Source organism: Niastella koreensis GR20-10 (assembly GCF_000246855.1).
Taxonomy (GTDB): domain Bacteria; phylum Bacteroidota; class Bacteroidia; order Chitinophagales; family Chitinophagaceae; genus Niastella; species Niastella koreensis.
Genome location: NC_016609.1, coordinates 7867469 through 7892243 on the forward strand (window position 1 = coordinate 7867469; position 24775 = coordinate 7892243).

General features: G+C 44.5%; 22 protein-coding genes. 15 read left to right on the top strand and 7 right to left on the bottom strand.

Going from position 1 to position 24775, the window contains the following annotated elements; translation table 11 throughout:
• Positions 1-18: 18 nt before the first annotated feature.
• The 4 genes from NIAKO_RS31355 to NIAKO_RS31370 all read right to left on the bottom strand — a co-directional run bounded on the left by NIAKO_RS31355 (position 19) and on the right by NIAKO_RS31370 (position 6000).
• A complete protein-coding gene (locus NIAKO_RS31355) occupies positions 19-1962 on the bottom strand; it encodes a M1 family metallopeptidase (protein ID WP_014222506.1) in 1944 nt (647 codons plus the stop codon).
• Between the two features lie 70 nt (positions 1963-2032).
• A complete protein-coding gene (locus tag NIAKO_RS31360) occupies positions 2033-4267 on the bottom strand; it encodes a penicillin-binding protein 1A (protein WP_014222507.1) in 2235 nt (744 codons plus the stop codon).
• Between the two features lie 256 nt (positions 4268-4523).
• Complete coding sequence (locus NIAKO_RS31365; protein ID WP_014222508.1) at positions 4524-5525, bottom strand: EamA family transporter; 1002 nt, start codon at positions 5523-5525, stop codon at positions 4524-4526.
• A 4-nt stretch (positions 5526-5529) separates the two neighbouring features.
• Entirely contained in the window at positions 5530-6000 is a 471-nt protein-coding gene (locus NIAKO_RS31370; RefSeq protein ID WP_014222509.1) for an Lrp/AsnC family transcriptional regulator, read from the bottom strand.
• 416 nt (positions 6001-6416) lie between these two features.
• Between NIAKO_RS31370 and NIAKO_RS38830 the strand changes: the two genes are divergently transcribed.
• The 4 genes from NIAKO_RS38830 (at position 6417) to NIAKO_RS31385 (ending at position 8237) form a co-directional block, all read left to right on the top strand.
• Positions 6417-6566 (top strand): hypothetical protein, encoded by a 150-nt coding sequence (locus tag NIAKO_RS38830; RefSeq protein ID WP_014222511.1) that lies wholly within the window; start codon positions 6417-6419, stop codon positions 6564-6566.
• A gap of 187 nt (positions 6567-6753) precedes the next feature.
• Positions 6754-7029 carry a hypothetical protein gene (locus NIAKO_RS31375; RefSeq protein ID WP_014222512.1) on the top strand — a complete coding sequence of 92 codons (276 nt, stop codon included), beginning with the start codon at positions 6754-6756 and terminating at the stop codon, positions 7027-7029.
• Positions 7030-7270: 241 nt separating this feature from the next.
• Positions 7271-7780 carry a hypothetical protein gene (locus NIAKO_RS31380; RefSeq protein WP_014222513.1) on the top strand — a complete coding sequence of 170 codons (510 nt, stop codon included), beginning with the start codon at positions 7271-7273 and terminating at the stop codon, positions 7778-7780.
• Positions 7781-7865: 85 nt separating this feature from the next.
• On the top strand, positions 7866-8237 hold the full coding sequence (locus NIAKO_RS31385) for a DUF3127 domain-containing protein (RefSeq protein ID WP_014222514.1): 372 nt from the start codon (positions 7866-7868) through the stop codon (positions 8235-8237).
• Between the two features lie 76 nt (positions 8238-8313).
• On the opposite strand, the gene NIAKO_RS31390 is transcribed toward NIAKO_RS31385, so the two are convergent.
• Positions 8314-9474, bottom strand: a complete 1161-nt coding sequence (locus tag NIAKO_RS31390) for a vWA domain-containing protein (protein WP_014222515.1) — start codon at positions 9472-9474, stop codon at positions 8314-8316.
• Positions 9475-9624: 150 nt separating this feature from the next.
• Positions 9625-10023: an Hsp20/alpha crystallin family protein gene (locus tag NIAKO_RS31395; RefSeq protein ID WP_014222516.1), complete on the bottom strand. Its 399-nt coding sequence runs from the start codon at positions 10021-10023 to the stop codon at positions 9625-9627.
• 56 nt (positions 10024-10079) lie between these two features.
• Here NIAKO_RS31395 and NIAKO_RS31400 point away from each other — a divergent pair, with 56 nt between their 5' ends.
• Together NIAKO_RS31400 and NIAKO_RS31405 are read left to right on the top strand one after the other, a co-directional pair.
• Positions 10080-10547, top strand: a complete 468-nt coding sequence (locus NIAKO_RS31400; protein ID WP_107685483.1) for a hypothetical protein — start codon at positions 10080-10082, stop codon at positions 10545-10547.
• A gap of 62 nt (positions 10548-10609) precedes the next feature.
• Positions 10610-10834 carry a CDGSH iron-sulfur domain-containing protein gene (locus NIAKO_RS31405; protein WP_014222518.1) on the top strand — a complete coding sequence of 75 codons (225 nt, stop codon included), beginning with the start codon at positions 10610-10612 and terminating at the stop codon, positions 10832-10834.
• A 20-nt stretch (positions 10835-10854) separates the two neighbouring features.
• On the opposite strand, the gene NIAKO_RS31410 is transcribed toward NIAKO_RS31405, so the two are convergent.
• A complete protein-coding gene (locus NIAKO_RS31410; RefSeq protein ID WP_014222519.1) occupies positions 10855-11361 on the bottom strand; it encodes an asparaginase domain-containing protein in 507 nt (168 codons plus the stop codon).
• 245 nt (positions 11362-11606) lie between these two features.
• On the opposite strand from NIAKO_RS31410, the gene NIAKO_RS31415 reads away from it, so the two are divergent.
• From NIAKO_RS31415 to NIAKO_RS31455, 9 genes are all read left to right on the top strand, one after another.
• A complete protein-coding gene (locus NIAKO_RS31415) occupies positions 11607-12296 on the top strand; it encodes a response regulator transcription factor (protein WP_014222520.1) in 690 nt (229 codons plus the stop codon).
• Between the two features lie 4 nt (positions 12297-12300).
• Entirely contained in the window at positions 12301-13674 is a 1374-nt protein-coding gene (locus tag NIAKO_RS31420) for a HAMP domain-containing sensor histidine kinase (protein WP_014222521.1), read from the top strand.
• A 119-nt stretch (positions 13675-13793) separates the two neighbouring features.
• Positions 13794-14303, top strand: a complete 510-nt coding sequence (locus tag NIAKO_RS31425) for a universal stress protein (protein WP_014222522.1) — start codon at positions 13794-13796, stop codon at positions 14301-14303.
• 37 nt (positions 14304-14340) lie between these two features.
• Complete coding sequence (locus NIAKO_RS31430) at positions 14341-15252, top strand: bestrophin family protein (protein WP_014222523.1); 912 nt, start codon at positions 14341-14343, stop codon at positions 15250-15252.
• A gap of 533 nt (positions 15253-15785) precedes the next feature.
• Complete coding sequence (fusA, locus tag NIAKO_RS31435) at positions 15786-17849, top strand: elongation factor G (RefSeq protein WP_014222524.1); 2064 nt, start codon at positions 15786-15788, stop codon at positions 17847-17849.
• Between the two features lie 115 nt (positions 17850-17964).
• Positions 17965-18540, top strand: a complete 576-nt coding sequence (locus NIAKO_RS31440) for an RNA polymerase sigma-70 factor (protein WP_014222525.1) — start codon at positions 17965-17967, stop codon at positions 18538-18540.
• Between the two features lie 79 nt (positions 18541-18619).
• Positions 18620-19738: a FecR family protein gene (locus NIAKO_RS31445; protein WP_014222526.1), complete on the top strand. Its 1119-nt coding sequence runs from the start codon at positions 18620-18622 to the stop codon at positions 19736-19738.
• Between the two features lie 168 nt (positions 19739-19906).
• Positions 19907-23227 (top strand): SusC/RagA family TonB-linked outer membrane protein, encoded by a 3321-nt coding sequence (locus NIAKO_RS31450; RefSeq protein WP_014222527.1) that lies wholly within the window; start codon positions 19907-19909, stop codon positions 23225-23227.
• Positions 23228-23255: 28 nt separating this feature from the next.
• Positions 23256-24719: a RagB/SusD family nutrient uptake outer membrane protein gene (locus NIAKO_RS31455; RefSeq protein ID WP_014222528.1), complete on the top strand. Its 1464-nt coding sequence runs from the start codon at positions 23256-23258 to the stop codon at positions 24717-24719.
• The last annotated feature ends 56 nt before the right edge of the window (positions 24720-24775 follow it).

Genomic DNA, 24775 nt, shown 5'->3' on the forward strand with positions numbered 1-24775 from the left:
ATTTATAACAAAGGTAATTTATTGCGCTTTCCATATATTATTCTGGCGGTTGGCATCGGGTAGCATCTGGTCCGGATCGATGGTAACCGTTGTAATGGCTTCCGGAACCGGAACTGATAATGTATAGGTAGTGTGCTGGAACCAGGTTTCAACCGGCAATTGCAGCCGTTGCGTAGTACCATTACTGAAAGTTAGTTGAATAACAACCGGCATCACCATTTTATTAAAATTGGCAATAGTGATTGTAGCCATGTTACCGGCTAGGCTTACCTGCTGTACCGCCTGGTCGAGTGGCCAGTTGTTGATAAACCATTCCCGCCAGAACCAGGTGAGGTCTTCGCCACTTTCATTATCCATAGTGTGGAAAAAGTCCTCAGGCGATGGATGTTTGAATGCCCAGTTGTGGATATAGCGTTTAAAAGCATAGTCGAACCTGTCTTTTCCGAGAATATATTCCCGCAACAGGTGCAACCCAAAGGCAGGTTTGAAATAAGAAATGGGATGGCGCCAGGTTTCCGGAATGGCATCTGCCGCCAGCATCATGGAAGGCGCTTTGGGATCGTTTAAATAGGGTAATATTTCATCGGCCGGATTGCCGCCGCCAGGTGCATATTCACTGTCGCGCTTAGGTGCATATTCGCCCTTATTGAAAACATCCGATGCATACAGGTCGATAAAAGTATTAAAGCCTTCATCCATCCAGGCATGGCTGCGTTCGTTTGACCCAACGATCATCGGGAACCAGTTGTGGCCTATTTCATGGGCGGTAACCCAGTATAATTCTTTCCCTTTATCATTTATGCCATCGAACAAAATACCTGGGTATTCCATCCCACCTGCAATACCGGCTTCATTGATAGCCGTAGGGTAGGGATACACGAACCAGGTTTCAGAAAAATGTTCAATAGAAGCTTTCAGGTATTCTGTTGACCGGCCCCAGGCTTCGTTGCCTTCGCTTTCAACCGGGTATACCGACATGGCCATGCATTTTTTGCCATTGGGTAAATTAACCCTTGCGGCATCCCACATAAAAGCAGCAGAAGCGCCAAAAGCCACATCGCGGGTATTGTTCATTTTAAACCGCCAGGTCAGGTTGCCCTTTTGCACCGGCCGGCTGTGCGGATCGGTAATTTCTGCGGCAGACCTGATGATAATTGTTTTATCGCTGTTGCGGGCTGCAGCCAATCGTTCAATTTGTTTTGGCGTAAGTACTTCTGCAGGGTTTTGTAATTCACCCGCGCCTGCTACTATTATATTCCAGGGAACTGTTATGCTGTAATCGAAATTGCCGTACTCGCAATAAAACTCACCACTGCCTAAAAAGGGCAAAGTGTTCCAACCGACCAGGTCGTCATACACGCACATCCGCGGATACCATTGCGCAATTTCGTAAATGGTGCCATTTTTTGTTTTTACATAATCGGTGCGGCCCCCAAATGCGCCGGGAATGGTGTAATGGTATTTTATCCGGATGGTGATAGTGCCGGTTTTTGCCGGCAGGGCTTTGCTCAACCTGATCTGCATACGCGTATCAGTAACTATATAATTGGCAGTAGTAATTTTAGCGTCCTGCTGAATTTGCGCTTCGTCAATGGAATACCCGGTTGTAAACTCCTGCGGTTGCTGATCGGTTAAATAATTACTGCGTGCACCTTTTTGATAGGTATTCTGATCGAGTTGCAACCATAAGGATGATAAGGAATCAGGGCTGTTATTGGTATAGCGGATAACCGCATATCCCGTCAGTTGCTGTTTTACCGTATCAATGGTAGCCTGCAGGGTATAATCGGCCCGGTTTTGCCAGTAAGCCTGGCAGGGTGCGCCATTGGCCGACCGGATGGTACTGCTTTTATTGGTATAAAATCCCGGTGCAAATGTTTCTGCCGGATCGTATAACGGTTTGGATTGTGCAAAACCTGTGATTGATAAACCTAATGTGACTAACAATAATAAATGGCGCATGTGGCAATATAAAAGAAAAAGGGCCGACTAAAAATTTTTAGTCGGCCCTTAATACTTTATATGTTAAACTTTAATATCCACTTTGTGCAGTATCTACCGGAGCTGTACCGCCTTCGCCATCAATAACCGGCTTTTTAGTCCAGTCTGGAATAGTGTCCATAACCATCCCCTGTGGTTTTACAAAAAGATGTTTGGCATCCAGCCCGGTTCTTTTGTCTTTTAAACAGTTTGCATAAAAATATGCCCAAACCGGTAAAGCCACTGAAGAACCCTGACCAACAGCGGTACTGCTGAACCGGATAAAACGATCGTCGCAACCTGTCCATACACCACACAATAACTGCGGCGTGTAACCCATAAACCAGGCATCACTGTTATCGTTGGTTGTACCGGTTTTACCGGCCACGTTGGCGATGTTAATGCCATAGCTGGCAGTGCGTTTACCGGTACCATGATTAATTACGCCCTGCATCATGGTGATCACATTATAGGCTGTTGATGCGCTGATCACTTCTTTGCGTTCTGAAGTAAATACCTGTAAAGGGTTACCATTCTTATCTTCAATGCGGGTTATGTAAATTGGTTTTACCGAAAAACCGCCTGTAGGGAACATGCTGTATGCCTGCACCATTTCGTACAGTGAAATTTCACCACTACCCAAACAAATCGCGGGCACCGGTTCAATATCTGTAGTAACGCCACAGGTTTTAAGGAAACTCACAAACCGCACCGCGGCGTCATTGCCTTTGTTACCCATGTTTTTCATGATATAGGCAGTAGCGCAGTTACGTGATTGAGCCAGCGCTTCGGCCATTGGCATGGTTTGGTTGGAGCACGAAGCGTTGGTAGCTGGTACCGGACCAAAACCTTCAAAGTTTTGCTGTACATCTTCCACCGGTGTTGCGGGGGTAAAACCACCGTCATTGATGGCCAAACCGTACAACAGCGGTTTAATGGTACTACCTACCTGGCGTTTGGTGCCAATGTTCGCGTGATCGAATTTGAAGGTTTTAAAATCAACACCACCTACCCAGGCTTTGATGGCGCCTGATTGTGGGTCCATAGCCAGGAAACCGGCCTGTAACATCTGACGGCAATATTTAATACTGTCGTATGGCGTCATCAGGGTATCGATCCCGTGTTTATCATTCCACGCAAAAACCGTCATTTTGGTTGGTTCTTTGAAACTATTGCGGATCTCATCATCGCTCTTGCCTTCCTTCTTCATGTTCTTCCAGCGATCGCTTTGTTTCATGGCTGCTTCCAGCACATTCTCATGATCTTTCCATACTGAACCGCTCTTAACGTTCTTTTGTGCGTTCAGAATTTTTTGCATGTATGGAATGTGGCGGGCAACTGCTTCTTCAGCGTACTGCTGCAACACGGGGTCGATGGTTGTATATATTTTCAATCCATCTTTATAAATATTATAAGGCTTGCCGGTAGCGGGGTTCTCATGGTCTTTACACCATTTTTTTAATTCTTCGCCCAATACTGAGCGGAAGTAAGGCGCAAGGCCGGTGTTTTCATTCAGCTTTCTATAATTCAGCTTTATCGGTTCCTTGCCCAAAGCATTAGCTTCAGCTTCGGTTATAAAATTACTTCTCACCATTTGGTGCAATACCGTATTTCTTCTATCCTTTGCTCTTTCAGGATACCTGCGTGGGTTATACATCTGATTTCCCTTTAACATCCCTACAAGAACTGCGGCCTCTGAAGTGCTTAACTCTGAAGGTTCTTTTTGGAAAAAGGTACTGGAGGCATTTCTGATACCATATACGTTGTCGCTAAACGCAACTGTATTTAAATAAAGAGTGATAATTTCTTCCTTGGAAAAATTACGTTCCAGTCTTACCGCAATAATGGCTTCTTTTACTTTCTGAATTAGCCGCAGAATTAAATTGCGGGTAGCCCAGTCATCGGTAAACAGGTTTTTGGCTGTTTGCATGGTGATGGTACTGGCGCCACCGCTGGTACCAAAAGAGGCGAAGGATCGCATGAGCGAACGGCCGTCGATGCCGTTGTGTGAATAAAAACGCTCGTCTTCAGTAGCCACCAGAGCATTTATCACCTGGGGGCTGATGTCTTTAAACTCCACATCAATACGGTCTTCAATGAGGTATTTACCCATCAGGGTGCCATCTTCGGCATATACCTGGCTGGCGATGAGCGCAGTTGGGTTTGATAATTCTTCGATGGAAGGCATTTTGCCTAATAAACCAACACTGGCAGAAACAATAAACAACACGCCACAGATCAATCCGCAAAAAAAGACCCACCAGAAGATTTTTACTGCCTTTTTCATAGATCAGAGATTATAGGTACAATACTGGATGAATGTTAAAAAAGATAATATATTGGTACAGTGTTCCCCGGCAAGGTACAATAAACAAGTCTCAACCGAAAGCCCTCCGCTGGAATTTATACAAATCTTTATGATCGAAGAATGATGCCAAAAAAATAAAACCGGCCACTGCTGACCAGTTTATTTATAACCTAAAAACCCAATTACTTTAAAATTATTTGTATTCGCGTTAAGCGTTCGGCATTAAGCGTTCAGCCTAAATCACCGCCTTTTGCCTGGGCGTAATAACAATATTATCTTTTATGGAAGAAGATGAATCATTTGCTACCGACTTTTTTTCGCTGCGATATTTTGCGAGGTTTATCAATAGGACACTCAGCAGGATCACCGCCAGTCCGGTAATTTGCAGAAAACTTATGTGCTCACCTGCAAAAAGCATCCCTAATAAAACTGCTACTACGGGATTAACATAGGCATAAGTGCTTACCTGTGTGGCCGGACGTACCTGTAACAGCCATACATAGGCACTAAAACCTGCCAGCGAACCCATGGTAATAAGGTAGAACACCGACAACCAGGAACCTGTTGTTACCGACGCGATTTGAAATGTGCTCCATTCATGATTTATAAAACTACTGGGCACAAAAACAATTCCGGCAGCCAGCATTTGCCATGCTGTGTTAACCGTTGCTGAAGTAGATTTTGAATTGTATTTGGAATACAGGGAGCCGCCGGCCCAGGCCATGGCACCAATAATCAACACGATCAAACCTATAACCTGGTGGCCATTGCCTGCGCCCAAAGCTTTTGAAGCCTGTTCACTGAATAACAGGATCACTCCAATGAAACCAACGATCAACCCTAAAATAGTAGAGCTGCTGGTAAGATTTTCCTTCCACTTGGGTTTATCCAGCACCACAAACCAGATGGGCGCCGATGAAACCAGTACCGCTACCAGCGAACTGGCCAATGATTGTTCGGCCCAGATAACAGCGCCGTTACCAACAAACAACATCAGTAAACCACTCACCAGCGCAGGTTTTATATGAGCCCAGTTAAATAATTTTTCACCTCTGATAGCACACCACCCAAGTAATAAGCCGCCTGCAATCAAAAAGCGAATGGCGCCCAGGATAAAAGGCGGAATATGCCCAACAGCGCGTTGTATAAAAAAATACGTTGAGCCCCAAACCAGGTACACAGTTGCAAAGGCAATTATAACTAATAGTGGAGAAGCGCTTTTTTTTACATCACTCATACAGTTAAATTTTAGGAATCACCAATTGTTGTTGCTCTTTCACGGTTTCCAGAACGATGGTTGTTTTCGTGCTTGCGATGTTAGGGATCTTTTGCAGCTGGTTACGCATCAGCTGCATCAGGGTTGATGAGTCGGCAGTGCGCACTTTTATAAGATAGCAATCTTCACCGGCAATATGATGTACTTCCTGCACCTCCGGGATAGCCGCTAACGCCTGGGCCGTACTACTGCTGCAGGTAAAACCTTCAGACGAGCGGATGAAAATAAAGGCCAGTAATTTTTGTTGTATGGAGGACGGATTGATCTGGGTGGAATAACCCTGGATCACCTTTTTCTGCTCCAGCTTTTTAACCCGTTCCAGCACTGCCGAAGGCGCCATGTTTAATTCGCGGGCCAGATCGGCATTTGAAATGCGGGCATTGGCCTGCATGCGCTCCAGGATTTGCAGATCGGTATTATCTAAAACAACATCCATTCCGATGAATTTTCTGTAAAGTTAGGGTATTTCTGAATAATATTCTGTTAGCAAGAATGTTTTAAGAAATTTATTGTAAATTTGTAGAGTGTTACCGAATATTAATCGGCATGGGGTTGTTATTGTTTGAATTACAAATGATTAGAGCAAAACAAGTGTTAGTAAGTACACAAACCGGCAAGGTTAACCTGCTGAATTATTCGGTTTTAAAGTTTAAGTATCAGTAACGGATTTAGCCATGAAAAAGTAAAAGTCATCTGTTGCAGGGTGACTTTTAATTTTATAAAAGAATCCCAAATTATGCCTGCAAGAAAAGGAGATATACGTTTGTAAAGAGTAATTCGTTATATTGAACACTTCTTGTGCCTTATACTATAGACAGGCTTTTGTAACTTTACCCATTTAAATCAGAATATATGTCATTGTTTAATACCAATAAGAAAGACAAAAAGAAAGGCAACACTGCAACCGGTAATAAGGCCCCTATTCCAACCAAAGGAAAAAGCAATACTAAGGGCGCTGCCAAATCAACACGCGTAGCGGGTCGTGCGCAACGTGGTTCATAATGTATTTTTTTCCACAAATAGGTGTTTAAATTACCCACTTGTTGTGCGTTAAACGCATAAGGGCCATCGTAAATCCTCCGCTGAAAAATGTGAAGAATTACCAGTCAGCAAACTGGCATAGCAGGGCTTTTCCGGCATAGTTGTTGAAAAACTACTGTATTCATATAACTAAAAAGGGAGGATTCTTATGAATGCACGAAAGAATGCAACGAGAACAAGAACAGAGGAGTTTGAAATGCTGGTTGACGACACTCCGCTTTTTGTAAAAGCCACTGCATTTCAAACCTATACTATGGAAACGCAATACCGGGTAAGTGTGAATGGTAGTCCTGTGTATATTTTTGGATGGCACCCGGCATTAAAGCGAATAACCGCCATCGACAGAGGTTCTACCGCGAGTAATATACCACCCAAGGTCGTTGATGCAATTGGGGACCAGTTATATCACCGGATGGCAGCCTAAGTATACATTTTTTAGAAATCTTCTAAATGAAGCACCGATTTCAAATCGGTGCTTTTTTTATTGTAAGAATTAATTAACTTTCCAACTAATATATAAACCCTGGGTATAACGGTATGGGTTAAGCACAATACCTGCCGGCAACTCCCAAACCCTCATCCGAAAAATAAGCCCTTCGCCTTAAACGGTAGTAATTTTCATAATAATAAAATACGATTATGCTTGCATAATTGAAGTTTATTGTATGCAGTCCTATATTAACCACCTACTTGCTGATATTGCCGAAGCCTGCCGGGAACAACCACCTGAATCGTATTCTGCCGCCACCGGAGAAAATGATCTGGAAGCCATTGAACGATATTTTGAAGAAGTGGAACAATGGCTCGAGAATGAACCGGAGCATGATTTCAGTTATTATTGCGGATTACTAATAGAACAGTTTCCGCCTGCGGAACAGTTAACAAACGAGCAAATGGAAGCCGTAAGTCTTGCATTTGAAAAATTGTTATTTACCTGGAACATTGGGGTGGAAATGCCGGAGAAACTACCCGTTTCCAGAAAATATACCTTGCTCATAAGTGTACTTGAAAAAAAGGTGGCCATTGTCGAAAATGGTTTTGAAACCGTTGAGTTCTGCAGTTATGACCCGCCATCCTGTCCGTTCGATGAATGGTGCACATGTAAAGAACTGGGCCTTAAAGATCAATATGATGATGACCTGGAGGACGTTGACCCGGACAGCATTCCTTTTTAGGGCTGTTAAAAAATTGTGAGATCAAATTTCCCGAAATGTGAACGGTAAACATACCTTTGATGAGATATAAAAGAAATTACTAGCTATGGATATCAGCGGAAAAATTATTCAGTTCTTACAGGTTCAGTCTGGCCAGGGAAAAAACGGTACCTGGAAAAAGCAGGAATTTATTCTTGAAACAGGCGACAATTATCCTAAAAAAGTATGTATCGCTGTTTGGGGCGATAAAATTGATATGGGCAGCTTTAAAACCGGCGACCTGGTGGATGTTTCTTTTGATGTGGAAAGCAGGGAATACAATGGCCGTTGGTACACCGATGTAAAAGCCTGGAAAATGGCTCCCAAAGGTGGTGGCGGTAATAGCAGCGCTCCGGTGCCCGGCAATAACAGCAACTTCAACACTATGCCTGGCACTTTTGAAGCATCGTCTGGCGGCGATGACGATCTGCCATTCTAGGTAAGTTGCCTTAAAAAGATTAGCGGCGATGGTCATTTGACTATCGCCGCTTTTTATTGATAGAACCGTCTCAAGCTTAGTGTATAACCAGGTTGAATTGCTTGGCCTGCTGCCTGATTATTTTTTCAATTTCAGTTTCAAGCGTTTGCTCATTGCCCCCATTGGCGCGGCGTGCTTTCTCCGCATTTATGTAAGCCTCTCTCTTTACCGATACTACCGAGATCTCTTTTTGTATAGCTGTGCGTTGGTTGCTTTTGGTAGTTACTATTTGTTTTAACTCTGTACGGCTTTTGTTTTTTAAGCTGTCGGGCAGGGTAGCCATATCTACTTTCTCAACCATGGCAGCATCGTCCTGGCTGGCATCTACAAGGTCCCAGGTGGAATTGTTGTACAATTGTTTTTTGCTTTTAACAGCCACACGCTGTGCCGCAGCTGCTTTATTCAGTCCGTAATTCATTTTATCTACCTCAGCCTGTTTTGAGATGTTTGCCTGACCGGCTTTTCCATATCCAATATAAGTTCCGTTTAATTGAATGTTCAATTGAAATAATACAGTATCGTAAGGAGTAGGAATATCAATTACCTGTGCATTTTGATTGATGTTGGTAAAGCTGCCGGTTCCGCATTCACTGCCCAGGTTCCAGTGTTCGCGAATGCCCTGGGCCCTGTCGCCGCAATAAATAGTGTTGATAATTACCCCTTTTTTCCTGGCCTCGGCACAGGCCTGGGTATAACTGATGTCGCCCTGTAAAAAATCTTCATTACCGGCAATAAAAATTACTTTATAGTCATCAGGATTGGCGTCCCATTCAAGGCTTGTTAAAGAAGTATACATAACATGGCCGCAATATTCATCGCCGCCATTGGTAGTAAGGCTGAACAATTTGCGGGATACTTCGTCGAGATCACGGGTAAAATAGCTGATCTGTTTTACATAGCCAGCTTTCGCGTCATTGGTAGGGCGGCCATATTCATACAGCGCAATTTCAACGGTTGGCGCCACATCGTTACAGGTGGCTTTGCCCAATACGCTTACCATGTTCCATAACTGGGCTTTGGCCTGGCCAATAAGGCCATCCATACTGTTACTTACATCAAGCAGCACTGCAATCTGTACTTTCTTTTGGCGGCTGGGTGCAGGTGTATTATGAGTAACAGGTGGCTTCTTTGAATAGATGAGGGTGGTGGCGCCCAGGATCAGCAGGCTGCCTGCACATAGTTTATACAGGGTGTTCATACAATATGTTTAGAATTGGATGCACCCCGGTTTTTGTTTGCATAAAGGATATAGATAATAAGAAGCCCTTTTTGATTATTTTAACAATTGACGACATAAAAAAGGTGACGGTTTTATCCCGTCACCTTTTATTCACCTGTTTACATAAACTCAGCTAATGGGAATTTCCTGTTTTGGAAAGCTTGCTCCTTCAACCAAGGGTAAACTAACCTGCAGCACGCCGTCAACATATTTGGCGGTAATGCGGGTAGTGTCCATGTTCTCATTCAGTAAAAAACTTCTTACAAAACCACCGCGGCTGTATTCCCGCTGAACCCATTCAAAACGGGGAAAATCCGTAGGCGGGGTGTAAGTAATCGTAAGCTCCTTACCCCTGATGTCAATAGCAAAATGTTCCTTAATACGACCCGGCGCAAACACCAGCATTTCATAGCTGGTTTCTGTTTTGTATACATTTACGGCTGCCCGTTGCATACTCCGGTAAGGCAGGTGCCGGTGACTGCCTCCGTAATGTTCGCCTTTTGCGGCGCATGACTTGTTGTAGTTCATGTTGTATATTTTTATGAATGACGGTTGAACAGGCCGGATATTGTATTTTAGCGGTTGTGACGGAATCAGAAAAAATAGCACACAAAAACGGGCTCAAGCTGGCTGCACAACAAGTTATTGAGCAACGCATTGCCGCTGCCAAAAAGTTGATTGATAATGCACAGGAAGCGGCAAACAGCGAAGAAAAGAGTTCAGTAGGCGATAAATATGAAACAGCGCGGGCGATGAACCAGCTGGAAAAAGAGATGCACTCCAAACAGCTGGCCCAGCAAATAAGGGAACTGGCGCTGCTCCACGAGGTAAAAACCGAGGTGATTTACACGGTGGCCAATATGGGCGCCTGTATTGAGTGTGCCAACCTCACCTTTTTCATTGCGGCCGGTTTAGGCAAACAAACCATCGGTGGTAAACAGATCATCTTCCTTTCTCCACAGGCGCCGTTGGCCAGATTATTACAAAACAAAAAAGCGGGTGAATCCTTTGTCTTTAATGGGAAAGACACCGTGATTGAAACGGTTTATTAAGGAAGGGTTACATTATTATTTCTGTATGCTTTTCCTGTATCTTGCGTCCCTAATTTAATATAATGGCAACAACAAAGATTACAGTTAACAGCAATGGTTCATTACGGGTAGAAGGTGATTTTGAAATTGTGGATAAAAACGGCAATGTGTACGATTTGGGTGGTCGTGAAGTGATTTCAATTTGCCGTTGTGGAATGTCGCAGAACAAACCTTTTTGTGATGGTTCACATAAAGGCCACTTTGAACATGAAGCCGTAGCATTTAGCCTCCCTCCCAAGAAACCATAAAGCTGAGTAATCAGCTTTTTTTATTTTGCGGCAGTAGGTACCGGTAATTCTTCAAAAATTCCTGTCTGTCTGTTCTTCCGCACATTATCCCAGTTAAAAAACCGGCCATTCATAGCAACATATACGCCGGGAGGAAGTGATTGAACAAAAGCCAGCGCACTGCCCAGGTTGAACAGGCCATCAGAGCTACCAAACTTAATGGGGATCATCGCGCCGGTTAATACAACGGTTTTACCGGTAACTTTTTTTGCCAGCACCCGGGCAGTTTCGGCCATGGTATCGGTGCCATGCGTAATAACTATCCTGTCTTCATCACATTGCTGGCATTCTTCAGCGATCAGGTTACGGTGATCGGATGTCATCTCAAGGCTATCGATCATCATGAGTGTTTTAATATGTACATTCAGTCGACTTCTGCCTTCAGCCAACAGCTCATCCATATGGGTATCTTTAAAATACAACTCACCATTCAGCTCATTATATTCCTTATCGAAAGTGCCGCCTGTGATAAAAATTCGAATAGCCATATCCAATGTTTGTAAATACAAAGATATTAGTTAATGTAGGCATAATCCCCTCTTTAACAGTCAATCAGACAAAAATTGAATCTGTGAATGATCGTGGAAGATTCGTTACAAATCATTCACCATACGAGTAAAAGCGCTAGATAATATTTAATGATATCCCCAATTTGATGTTGATGGAACACACCAGTTCGGGTATTGGAGGGATTTGTTTTTTAGTGGTTATTTTTGTGTAAACACATTCAGCAATGAAGATCCTTTTGGTGGAAGACGAGGCAGCATTGGCCAGTATGCTGAACAAAGGGCTGAAGGAGGCCGGGTACGAAGTAACGGTGGCGCCCGATGGCCTTATTGGACATGAAATGGCCATAAAAAACCAGTTTGATGTGATGGTCCTGGACATAATGCTGCCGGGCCTGAATGGTATTCAATTATGCAAACAGATACGCCGCCAGCAAATTGATACACCCATCCTGATGCTGACAGCACTGGGCACTACCGAAAATATTGTGGCCGGCCTCGACAGTGGCGCGGATGATTACCTGGTTAAACCTTTTCATTTTGCTGAACTGGAAGCCCGGCTGCGAACGCTGATACGCCGTAAATCGGCGGGAAATGCCATTCAACCCGAGGTGCTGCAAATAGGAAATCTTACCCTGAACATCAATACCCGCTCAGCCAGCCTGAATGGCGATCCTGTTCCCCTCACCGCAACAGAATATCGCCTGCTTGAATTTATGATGCATAACCGCGGCCGCGTGTTGAGCCGGATGGAGCTGCTGGAAAATGTGTGGGGAATAGATTTTAACATGAGCACCAATGTGGTGGATGTATATGTGAATTACCTGCGCAAAAAAATAGATACCAATCCGGCACAGAAACTTATTCATACAATGATAGGGATGGGCTACATTCTTAAAGAAGATAAAAAAAGCTAAACCATTGAAGATCCAGACAAAAACCGCCTTATTGTTCACGGTGCTAACGGCATTGTTGATCCTGCTCATCAGCTTTACCACTTATTACCTGGTGACCCGGTTTGCGTCGAACGATTTTTTAAAACGCCTGGAACTACGCGTACGGGTAGCTGCCAAGCTTCGCTTTGAACAGAATAAAGTATCTACCGCCACCTACCAGGAATTACGCCGGCAATACCTGGAAGTGCTGCCTAAGGAACAGGAGTATTTGCTTACCTGGGATTCTGTTACCGGCATCATTCATCCCGAAGTAAATTCAAATCTGCCACAGTCATTTTACCGTCAGATAATAGCCGCAAAAGGCCAAACCGTATTTATTGAAAAGAACAAGGTGCATTATGCAGGTATTTTGTATCGCAATGAGGGGAGGAATTACCTGGTTATAAAATCAGCTGTAAATGAATTTGGGAACCGCTTGCTGAGCACGCTTTTCCGTATAAAGGTCATCATATTTATAGTGGGCGTATTGCTGGTATTCACCGCCGGTATTTTCTTTAGCCGCAAAACCTTTCAGCCTGTGCGCCAGCTCATCAGCAAGGTGCAGGACATCAGCGCGCATAACCTGCACCTGCGCCTGGAGCACAAGAAAGGAAAAGACGAAATGACGGAATTGGCGCATACATTCAATACGATGCTCGACCGCCTGCAAACCGCTTTTGAAACCCAGAATAACTTTGTAAGCAATGCCTCCCATGAGCTGCGCACGCCGCTAACCACCATTATGGGCGAGGCCGACATAGCGTTGAAAAAAGCACGCACCAATGAAGAATACCGGCAAAGCCTGCAGGTGATTTTAAATGAAGCCATGAAGCTTGACCATTTGACCAGCAGCCTGCTGGCCCTGGCTCAAAGCGGTTTCGATGGCAAAAAGCAACGCCGCACGGTTGTTAGAATGGATGAATTGTTACTGGAAGTAAAACATGCGGTAGATGAACTGCACCCCAATAATAAAGTTCGGTTACATTTTGGCGAATTGCCACCGAATGAAAAACAATTATCTGTAGAAGGAAACTATCATTTATTAAAACTGGCCCTCACCAATATTGTAATGAACGCCTGCAAGTACAGCAACGACCGGCCCGTGCAACTGTTGCTTCAGGTAGAAAAAGAAAAGATCAGGATCGGCATTGTTGATGAGGGCATTGGTATTCCTTCAACAGAATTGAAATATGTGTTTGAGCCATTTTACCGCGCTTCCAATACCGACAGATTTGAAGGGCATGGGGTAGGGTTGCCCCTGGCACGGAATATTATCCGGTTACACGAAGGCGAGTTGCTGATAAAGTCAGAAGAAGGGAAGGGCACAGCCGTAGAGATTACTTTACACTCACAACATTAATTTTCTAATCCCATTCTTATCTCTTTTTTAATGCATTCTTAAATGCCTCTTAGGGGTCTCTAATCCCAAAATGCCAGCTTTGCTACTGTAAACTTCATTGTTCATTTAAAGATTACAGTATGCGCAATATTTTGGTACCCACCGATTTCTCATCTTCCTCTTTCGACCTGGTTGAAAAAGCCATTCAAACCATGGGCGGGCAGGTGGTGAACATAACTATGTTCCATGCTTTCCAGATCCCGTTTTTTGTAAGTGACCTCATCAGGAACCAGCGGCAGCCTTACCATGATCTGTTGACAGATTCATTTAGAAACAACTGCAAACAAATAAAACAACAATTTCCAAAACAGGTGAACAGTATTGTTTTCCGTCATTTATATGGCAATACACCCGCCGTATTCCGCCATTTTGTTGATGCGAACGATATTGACCTGATCGTATACCCCGAACAATATGAATTTGTTCCGGTGCATCCCGACAGCGTAAACCCCGACAGGATGTTCAAAAAGAGCAATGTTCCTTTATTGCGCCAGTTCAAAGTAAAACGGCGGATAGTGACCATGCCTGAAATAAGAGCGGTGGAAGAAGAAACAGTGGCTTTGTTGAAGCTGTTGAATGCGCAGAGTTGAGTGACATGATTATTTGAGAACGTTAATAAATACCTCAATGCTACTAAAAAAGAATATCCCCATTGCCTATGTGTTTGGGAAAGTAAAATATGAACTGCTGGTAATATTGATATATAGTTTGACTATCGCAGTGATCCATCAGTTTTTTTTGAAAGTGCCCATAAGTATCCCACTGTCCATACCCACTATTCTGGGAACGGTGATCTCGTTGCTGTTGGGTTTCAGAAGTAACCAGGCTTACGATCGCTGGTGGGAAGCGCGGCAGGTATGGGGCGCCATTGTGAACGACTCGCGTACCCTGGCCCGGCAGGTAATCAATTTTACCGAAAGTCAGTACGAAGAAGATGAAGTAATGCAGTTGCGGCAGCGAATGATTCGCAGGCAGATGGGTTGGTGTTATGCATTGGGGCAAAGCTTACGCCGGATGAACCCTGTTAGCGGACTGGAGAAATTTATCAGCCGCCGGGAACTGGAAAACCTAAGCCGGTTTAACAACGTACCCATGGCTATGCTGGACCAGCATGGGCGCGATTTAAAAAGGGCCCTGGAAGAAGGCTATATAAACCGGTATCAGCAAATGGAACTGGACCGTACGCTTACCCGCTTATGCGATGCCATGGGTAAATGCGAACGTATTAAGAACACGGTTTTCCCCAGCACGTATAGCTTATATATTCACTTCTCCCTGTTGTTGTTTATAGGTATGCTGCCATTTGGCGTAATAGAACACTTTGGGTTTTTGGAAATACCGGTGGTAGTGGCTATCAGCGCCTGTTTTTTACTGATAGAAAAAATGGCCATTCATTTACAGGATCCTTTTGAGAACAAGCCAACGGACACGCCTATGACTGCCATTGCCAGTACTATTGAAAAGGACCTGCGGCAACTGTTGCACGATCAGGAGGAACCGGAAGAAAAACGCCAGGAGGCATTCTATTATATCATGTAGGGTTAAAAAGTGGAAGTTTCAGGTTATGGGGCACAGGTAAGCAAGGCTTCCCGAATCTGTCGGGAAGCCTTGTTCTTTATGTAAAAAAATTATTAACCTGTTTTGTTATTTACAATCTTTTATTAGTTTTGCATCCTCGATAATCACAAACAATGATTAAAACCATCACATACAAAACAGGTATAAGCGCACATGCTGCGATCAGAGCAGTTATTGCCAGTACTTGTATTGTCTTTATAGGCAATGGGGAGACAAACCCATTTGCGGATAAGAGGGATTAATCATTTCAATAATAATAATAATATTGAAGCCGTCCCGATATCCGGGACGGCTTTTTGTTTGTCTCCCCCGCGAAACTTCCCCACCATCAACAAATCAATTTTTTAATCAGCAATATGAAATTCGTAATCAAAACAATAATGAGCTCATTCGGGAAACACATTCCGTAATGGCAGGATTGTTTTGCATATTGCAAAAGGCCCTCCGTTACTGAAACGGGGGGCTTTTTTTATTTATTCTATCACTAATACTATATGAAACGGTTACAACAATACAGGAATATTGGAATTATGGCACACGTGGATGCAGGTAAGACAACAGTTACAGAACGCATGTTATATTATACAGGATTTATCCATCGCTTAGGGAATGTTGACGAAGGTAATACCGTGATGGATAGCGATCCGCAGGAAGAAAAGCGAGGCATTACTATTTCTTCGGCGGCAATTACCACCTATTGGAAATATGCGGGGGATACTTACCAGGTCAACATCATTGATACCCCAGGTCACGTTGATTTTGCAGCTGAAGTGGAAAGATCGTTGCGCGTGCTGGATGGTGCCGTGGCAGTTTTCTGCGCCAAGTCGGGTGTTCAACCACAATCGGAAACCGTATGGCGGCAGGCTAACCGATATAATATCCCACGTATTGTACTGATAAATAAAATGGACCGGCAGGGAGCGCAATTTATGCGCGTGGTGGAAGAGATCAGGCAAAAACTACATGCGAATGTAGTACCTGTTCAATTACCCATTGGAGCGGAAGATGCGTTTAGTGGAATTATTGACCTGGTAGAAATGAAGGCGTTGTTATGGAACAGCGATGATGGCCAGCATTATGAAGTCAATAATATTCCGGTTCATCTGTTAGCAGAAGCCGAACAGCATCGCAATCATTTACTGGAAGAATTGTCGCTGACCAGTGAAGCACTGCTTGAACAATTCACCACGGATGCGCAAAGCATTACTGTTGAAAGTATCTGTGAAGCATTGCGTGCGGCCACTATAAACAGGCAACTGGTGCCCGTATTATGCGGCGCTGCTTATAAGAACAAAGGCATTCAGCCGTTGCTCGATGCAGTGGTGCAGTATTTACCATCGCCGGTTGAGATCCCGGATGCTACAGGCATTGATCCGCATAACGACGAACCGGTAACTGTGCGTACAGACAGCGAAGCGGCTTTCGCCGGATTGGCCTTTAAAATAATCGCCAACGATTACACCGGTAAGCTGGCAATGGTGCGCGTGTATTCGGGAACCTTACAACAAGGTGATACGTTGTGGAATGGCAGAACAGGTAAAAAGGTGCGGGTGAGCCGTTTGTTGCGTATCATGTCTGATAAATATGAAACCGTTGAACAGATAGGTGCCGGTGATATTGGGGCGTTGGTGGGATTGAAGGACGTGCGAACGGGCGATACCCTGGCAGATCCTGAACATCCGGTATTGTTGGAGAACATTCACTTCCCCGAACCAATGATCGGGTATTCCATTGAAGCAAAAACCGGCAAGGAATCAGGTAAACTGAGTGAAGCCCTGGCGCGTTTGTTGGAGGAAGACCCAACGTTGGTGGTGGAAACGGATAAAGAAACCGGGCAAACCATTTTGAAAGGAATGGGTGAGCTGCACCTGGAAGTAGTGTTGGAGAAACTGGCTACGGAATATGAAGTAGCTGTTAATAAAGGAAAACCGCAGATCGCTTACAAAGAGATCTTCACGCAGCCTGTTCTGCACAAAGAGGTATTTAGAAAGCAGAATGGCGGCTCGGGCAGTTTTGCCGAGATCCATTTTGAGTTGTCGCCGCGTGAACAGGATGTGCCGGGGTTTGAATTTATTAATGAGATAAAAGGCGGCGCCATACCGAAGGAGTTTATTACTTCCGTGAACAAGGGCTTTGAGGCCGCTATGCAATCGGGTGCGTTGGCTGGATATCCGGTTAATTCCATGCGCATACGATTGTTCGATGGCGCTATCCACGAAAAGGATTCCAGTGCGCAGGACTTTGAACAGGTGGCTGGTATGGGTTTCAAGGCAGCTGCGGTAAAAGCGGCGCCCAGGTTGCTGGAGCCTGTGATGCTGGTAGATGTATCAACACCCGATGAGTATACCGGCGCCATCACTGGTGACCTGAACCGCCGGCGCGGTGTTATCAAAGGCATTGAAATGAAAGACAATGTACAATGCATAAAAGCAGCAGTGCCATTGTCGGAATTGTTTGGATACATTATGACGTTGCGGAGTTTATCATCTGGCCGCGCAGGCGCCTCGGTAACCTTCCATAATTATCAATTGGTTCCGGGTAATATTTCTGTTGCTTAGTTACCCTGTTTATTCAACAAGGCTTTCAAAAAAGAAAGCCTTGTTTTTTTATTATATCATTACCATTTGGTTAAGAAAAAAGCGAGCATTACAATTTCTTTTATATTTGTCCTACATGCACGCTTATCAAAGTTTTACCGATCAAACTTTGCTCACGCTGCTAAGGCAGGGTGATAAGGACGCGTATACAATCATTTATGATCGGTATAAGAACCTGTTATACAACCACGCGTATAAAAAACTAGGTGATCCTGAAGAAGTAAAAGATGTGCTGCAGGAACTGTTCACCAACCTGTGGAATAAACGGGCCGATATTCCGGTGGCCGTTAACTTATCGGGCTATCTGTATACAGGCATCAGGAACCGCGTGTTGAATTTGCTCTCTCATAAAGAAGTAGAAAATAAATACCTCTCTTCTATTCAACGGGTTACACCCCGGGAAGATTACAGCACCGATCTCGCCATCAGGGAAAAAGAACTGGCCGATCTTATTCAAAAAGAAATTGACCAGTTGCCACCCAAAATGCGTGAAGTATTTCTCCTGAGCAGAAAAGAAAATCTCTCCCACCAGGAAATTGCCGGACAGTTATCCATCTCAGAACAAACGGTTGCGAAACAGGTAACCAATGCACTCCGCATCCTGCGCCTGCGCCTCGGCTCTTTATTTATCCTGCTCCTGATGTTGCGGTAAAATTATTTTTTCAGGTCGTCTACCTGTTCGCCTGTTACTCGCCTGTCTTAGCATATAGAAGGAAATCATTAAACCATATATGCATCCAAAAGACATTCAAAAATTATTAAAGAAATACCGGGAAGGAACCTGTACCAATGAAGAAAAAGCTTTGTTGGAAAGCTGGTACCAAAGCTATGAGTTAAGCGATCTTAAAGAGATCCCGCAGCACATTCGCGATGAACACCTGAACGAGGTGTGGCAGTCATTGCCGGTACATGACCGTAAGGTGCGCCGCATTCCCTGGCTGCAATTAACGGCTGCTGCGGTATTGTTGATAGCATTCGGCACGGTGCTTTATTTGTATTTAAATAAACAGGTAACAAATCATCCCGGCACCCGGCAGGTGGCCGATCATGCTATTATCCCCGGTAGCAATAAAGCCATTCTTACCTTGAACGATGGACGCCAGATCAGTCTTACCGATGCAGCCAACGGCCACATTGCAGACCAGGCCGGGATTACCGTTACTAAAAAATCCGACGGGCAATTATTATATACCATTACAGAAAGTAATGCCGGTGAGGTCATCACTTTCAATACCATTGAAACACCACGCGGTGGACAGTACCAGGTAGCCTTGCCAGACGGCACCAAAGTTTGGTTGAATGCCGCTACCTCATTACGGTTCCCCACCCGGTTCTCATCAACAGAACGGATGGTTTACCTGGATGGGGAAGCCTACTTTGAAGTGGCGCATAATAAGAACAGTCCTTTCAAAGTGAAATTGAACAACCAGCAGGTTGAAGTATTGGGAACACACTTTAATGTAATGGCTTACAGAGATGAGAGCGCCATCAAAACAACCCTTTTGGAAGGATCTGTAAAACTCACTGCTCCGGTTGGTTCTATATTGTTACAACCGGGCCAGCAGGGATACATAGCTGAATCCAAATTCCAAAGTGAGCAGGTAGACGTTACCATTGTAACGGCCTGGAAGGATGGCTTATTCAAATTCAACGGCATCGGGCTGCGCACGTTGATGCGCCAGATAAGCCGTTGGTATGATATAGAGATTGAGTATGAACCCGGCATAAAAGATGATGTGGTGTTTGGCGCTATCAGCCGTACCTCCGACCTCTCCAAACTACTGCATGTCCTGGAGTTGGGCGGGGTACATTTTAAACTGAATGGCCGCAGGCTGATGGTGCTGCAATAGCAATTCTGATGACTAAATTATTAACAACAAAAACAAGGGGGGCTGCATGATAACATGATTACCTGCCATAAATAAAAACCGGAAGTGCTCCAACACTCCCGGCAATTAGGCAATCAGAAAATAAAGCGTTAACCAAATTATCTCTCATCACCTAAACTTCGCAAAAGTATGTATTTAAGCCATGGAATGAAAATGCCCTTTCAACTAAGGTTTGGAAGCGTAAAATTCCTGCTGCTACTGGCTGGTCTATTGGCGATTGCTGGCTCCTATGCCCAGGAGATCAGTTTTTCCGAAAAGAATGCGCCTTTAAACAAGGTGTTCAATATCATAAAACAGCAAAGCGGCTTTGATTTCTTTTACAAAGGAAATGCCATCAACAATATTAAAGTAACTGCTACGGTAAACAAGGCTTCCATTGACCAGGTACTTAGCCTTATATTAAAAGACCAACCGTATACTTATGTGGTGACCGATAAAACAGTGATCATCAGGCAAAAGCAGCCCGAGAATAAACCGGAAAAACAGGTTACTGCGCCTGCACCAGCCGATAGTACTATTAAAGGAAAGGTGACCGATAAAAAAGGCGACCCTTTACCAGCTGTAACAGTACGGTTAAAAGGTGCGCTAACAGCTACGGCTACCGCCGCTGATGGTAGCTTTAGTATAGCCGTACCAAACGGAAATGGCGTGCTGGAATTTTCTTATATCGGGTATGTAGCTGAATCTATAGCCATCAACCACCAGGCAACGATCAATATACAACTGGCGGCTGAAGATAAATCGATGAGCGAAGTGGTGATCGTTGGTTATGGCGAGGTTGCCAAAAAAGACCTTACCGGTTCCGTATCGACCATAAAATCGGAAGCGTTTGAAAACGTGCCCATTGTTACCATTGACCAAATGTTACAAGGTAAAGCGCCGGGTTTACAGGTAAGCAGCATTAGCGGTCAGCCTGGTGATGGTACTACCATTCGCATCAGGGGTGGAAATTCACTTAGCGCCAGTAATGAACCATTGTATGTGGTAGATGGTATTGTTGCGGGTGATGATTTCAACCCCAACTTATTGAACCCCGAAGATGTAAGCAGCATCGACATCCTGAAAGATGCCTCCTCCACCGCTATTTATGGTGCACGCGGATCAAACGGCGTAATACTCATTACCACCAAACGTGGAAAGAGCGGCAGGGACCGGATTTCCCTGAACGCCTATACCGGTTTTCAGGAAATTCCCAAGTATATAGCCATGATGAATGGCCGCGAATACGCTCAATTAGTAAATGATCAGTTGGTTTCACAAGGGAAACCTATTTTTTACACCAACATCGATACAGTAGCCAATACCAACTGGCAAAGAGAGATCACACAAAAAGCCAATCAATCGAATTTATCAGCACAGATCTCCGGTGGCGATCAAAAATCAACCTACCTGCTTTCTGCCAACTACAGCGATCAGGAAGGGATCATCATGAACTCCGGTTATAAAAGGTACCAGTTTCGCAGCAACGTAGCGCGTAACGTAAACAAAATGCTGGAAGTAAATTCAACGTTGAATGTAGCCAGTTCGCTAACAGAAAATAACCCCGTATCGTTGGGCGGGTTGGATTATTACTCTTCGGCATTAGGCGTGGCGCCCAGTATGCCTGTGTATAAGCCGGACGGTACCTTTTTTCTGAAAAGAGAATATAGCTCCGGAAACCTTAACCACCCGCTGGCGCAGGCTACTTATATTACCAATCCAATAAAAAGAAACAACGTGCTGGGTAATATTACCCTAAACTTCAAACCAGTTGAAGGACTTACCATCAAATCGTCTTTCGGCAGCCAGTTAGATTTTATCAAAAACAACCGGTATGAATCAGGGCAGTTACCCGTTGCCAAAGCCAATAATACCGGTGGGGTAGCCAAAATATCGAGCTCACAGGAAATTATGTATTTGCTGGAGAATACGGTTTCCTACAACAAACAAATGGGCGAACACAATTTTAACGCCCTGGCCGGTATGACCTATCAGAAAGATTATAAAGAATCGGTGAACGCCAGCGGATCAAAATATCCTACCGATGGCATGAGCTATAACAACCTGAGTGGGACCGATCAAACTACGTATGCCATTGGATCTGATTATACCGATTATGCCATCGTATCGTACCTCGGTCGGGTGAACTATGGGTTTAAAAGCAAATACCTGGTTACTGTAACCGGACGTGTAGATGGTTCCTCCCGCTTTGCGGTTAATAACAAATACGCTTTCTTCCCCGCAGTTGCCTTTGCCTGGCGGGCTATTGAAGAACCCTGGCTCAAAAACATAACTGCGCTTTCCAATTTGAAATTACGGGCCAGTTATGGTAAAGTGGGTAACCAGGCCATCCCTTCCTATGGGTCGTTAACAACGTTGAATCAAGCGCGTTACATTCTTGGCGCCAACAACAATACGCTTGGTTATATCCAGGGCAATTATGGCAATTCTAATTTGAAATGGGAAACTACTTCCCAATACGACCTGGGCATTGAAGTGGGGTTGTTGAAAAACCGGTTGAATTTTGAGATTGACCTCTATTCAAAACGTACCGACAACCTGCTTAACAACCAGCAGTTGCCCGAGCAAACCGGTTATTCAAGTATGCTGACCAACATCGGAGCTGTGAGCAATAAAGGAATTGAGTTAATGATAAATTCAGTAAACGTCAAGACCAGGCGTTTTTCCTGGACTTCCTCTTTCAATATTGCCGCCAACAAAAACAAAGTGGTTGACCTGGGTGGTGTTGATTATATTCTTACCAAGAATATCACTTACGCAGGTAACGTAAGCCGGTTAACGTTGGGTGGCCCTGTAGGAACATTTTGGGGAGCTACCTATTATGGAACCCGCAAAACCCTCGATCCGGTAAAGGGTGCAGTAGGAGTAAGCTCAACTCCCAAATTGGGCGAAGCCTTATACGTTGACCGTAAAGAAGATGGCGTATTAAGCGTGGATGATTATGGCGTGATCGGTAATTCGAACCCCGACTTCTTCGGCGGTTTTTCCAACTCATTTACCTATGGCCGCTTCAGTCTTGATTTTTATATGTCGTTCTCCAGTGGCAACCAGATCATGAACATTGCAGATGCCTTTTATAATTCAGGCGATCTGTTGTCGAACCAGTATAAGACAATGGTCAATCGTTGGTCGCCAGACAATCCTACATCTGATATCCCCAGGTTTTCACGGGATTACATTCCCAACACCCGCTGGGTATACGATGGCTCATACCTGCGTATGAAGTCGTTAACACTGGGCTACAACCTGCCTGGCCGGGTGCTTAAAGCCAAATGGATCCAGAACATTAATGTATATGTTTCAGCCTCGAACCTGTTTTTGCTCACAAGCTATCCGTATTACGATCCTGAAAGCAACGCCTACGGCAAAGATGCAACCGTACGTGGCTTTGATGCAACCAACTATCCTCAAAACCGCGCTTTTGTGGGTGGGGTGAAGTTCGATTTATAATATTATTAAACTATCAGCCGAAATACTGATGAAAAAGATATGCTATATTTTATTCCTGGCCACCGTGTTCACCGCATGTGACAAACAATTGCAGGAGAGCCCGAAGAACAGGATAACGACCGATAATTTTTATTCCAGCGATAACGAAGCCATCCTTGGCGTGAATGGCGTGTATTCCTGGCTGGGCACTTCCGGAGGTTTTAAAAGCAGCCTGTGGCGCGCCCTTGATGAAGGAACGGATGTAATCCGCGTTCGCAAAAGACCTACCGATCCCGAACCTAATTATACCATGTCCTCATTCAGTCCGGGATATACGCTGGCCATCTGGACCAATCTATATAAAGGCATCAGCAATGCCAACCTGGTAATTGATAAAGTTAGCAAAGCGACGGGTGTTAGCGATGCAATCAAAAACAGGGTAGTAGCCGAATCAAAGTTTTTGAGATCGCTTTATTATTACTACCTCACCGGCCTGTTTGGAAATGCGGTTTATTACGATGAAACTAATTATAGTTTAGCAGAAACGAGCGTCCTTCCACGCATTGCAGCTGATGATATCCGCAATAAAATAGTGCAAAGCCTTATAGAAGCGGAGCAATACCTGCCGGCAAAATTTACCGGCGCCGATATAGGCCGGGCCACCAAAGGCGCCGCACAAACGCTGCTGGTAAAAACATATATGTGGCTTAAACAGTGGGACAATGCACAAAAGAAAGCTCAGGAAATTATAGATTCAAAAACCTATACCCTGCAGGCCAACTATGCCGATATTTTTACCGAGGCTAATGAAATGATAGGTACAGAAATAATCTTTGAAGTAGATTTTGAACCTGTACTGAATGGCCAGGACCACCAGGCCTGGTACGAACCCGAAAAGCAAGTGGGCGTTTCACCTTTCTCTGGCCGTAGCTGGTATGGCACGTATATCCCTTATACCACCTTCCTGAATTACATTGAGCCGAACGATAAGCGCAGGGCATCCATTTTAGCTACCAGCTATAATGGCCAGCAATTCAAAGTTGATCCGGTTGAACAGATCGCTACCTGGTCGGGTCCCAAATTCTGGCGATTAACCCAGGCGGCAGATGCAGACGGTGGCCTGGATATGTATGTATTCCGCTATGCAGATGTATGGTTAATGCTGGCAGAATCTGCCAATGAAAACAACGACCCCACTACTGCGTTGACTGCTGTAAATGAAATAAGGAAAAGATCTTTCGGTACCACTGGCGTATTTACCGCCAATCTTACCAAAGATGATATGACCAATTATTTATTTAAGGAACGCGCCATTGAGTTTTATGGCGAAGGTCAGCGCCGCCTCGATCTTATCAGGTGGGGAAAACTGGCCAGCTCAGTAAAAACAGCTGCCGCTACCGAAGATGCATATGTAGCGGGCAACGTGCAACCCTTTAACGATCTGTATCCCATTGCGGCCGTTGAAATTCAAAAGAACCCCAATCTGGCGCCGAATAATCCAGGTTATCAATAAGAAAATATTACAACTGGACCCACCACCTCTCCGCCGGCTGGCGGAGAGGCAAGGAG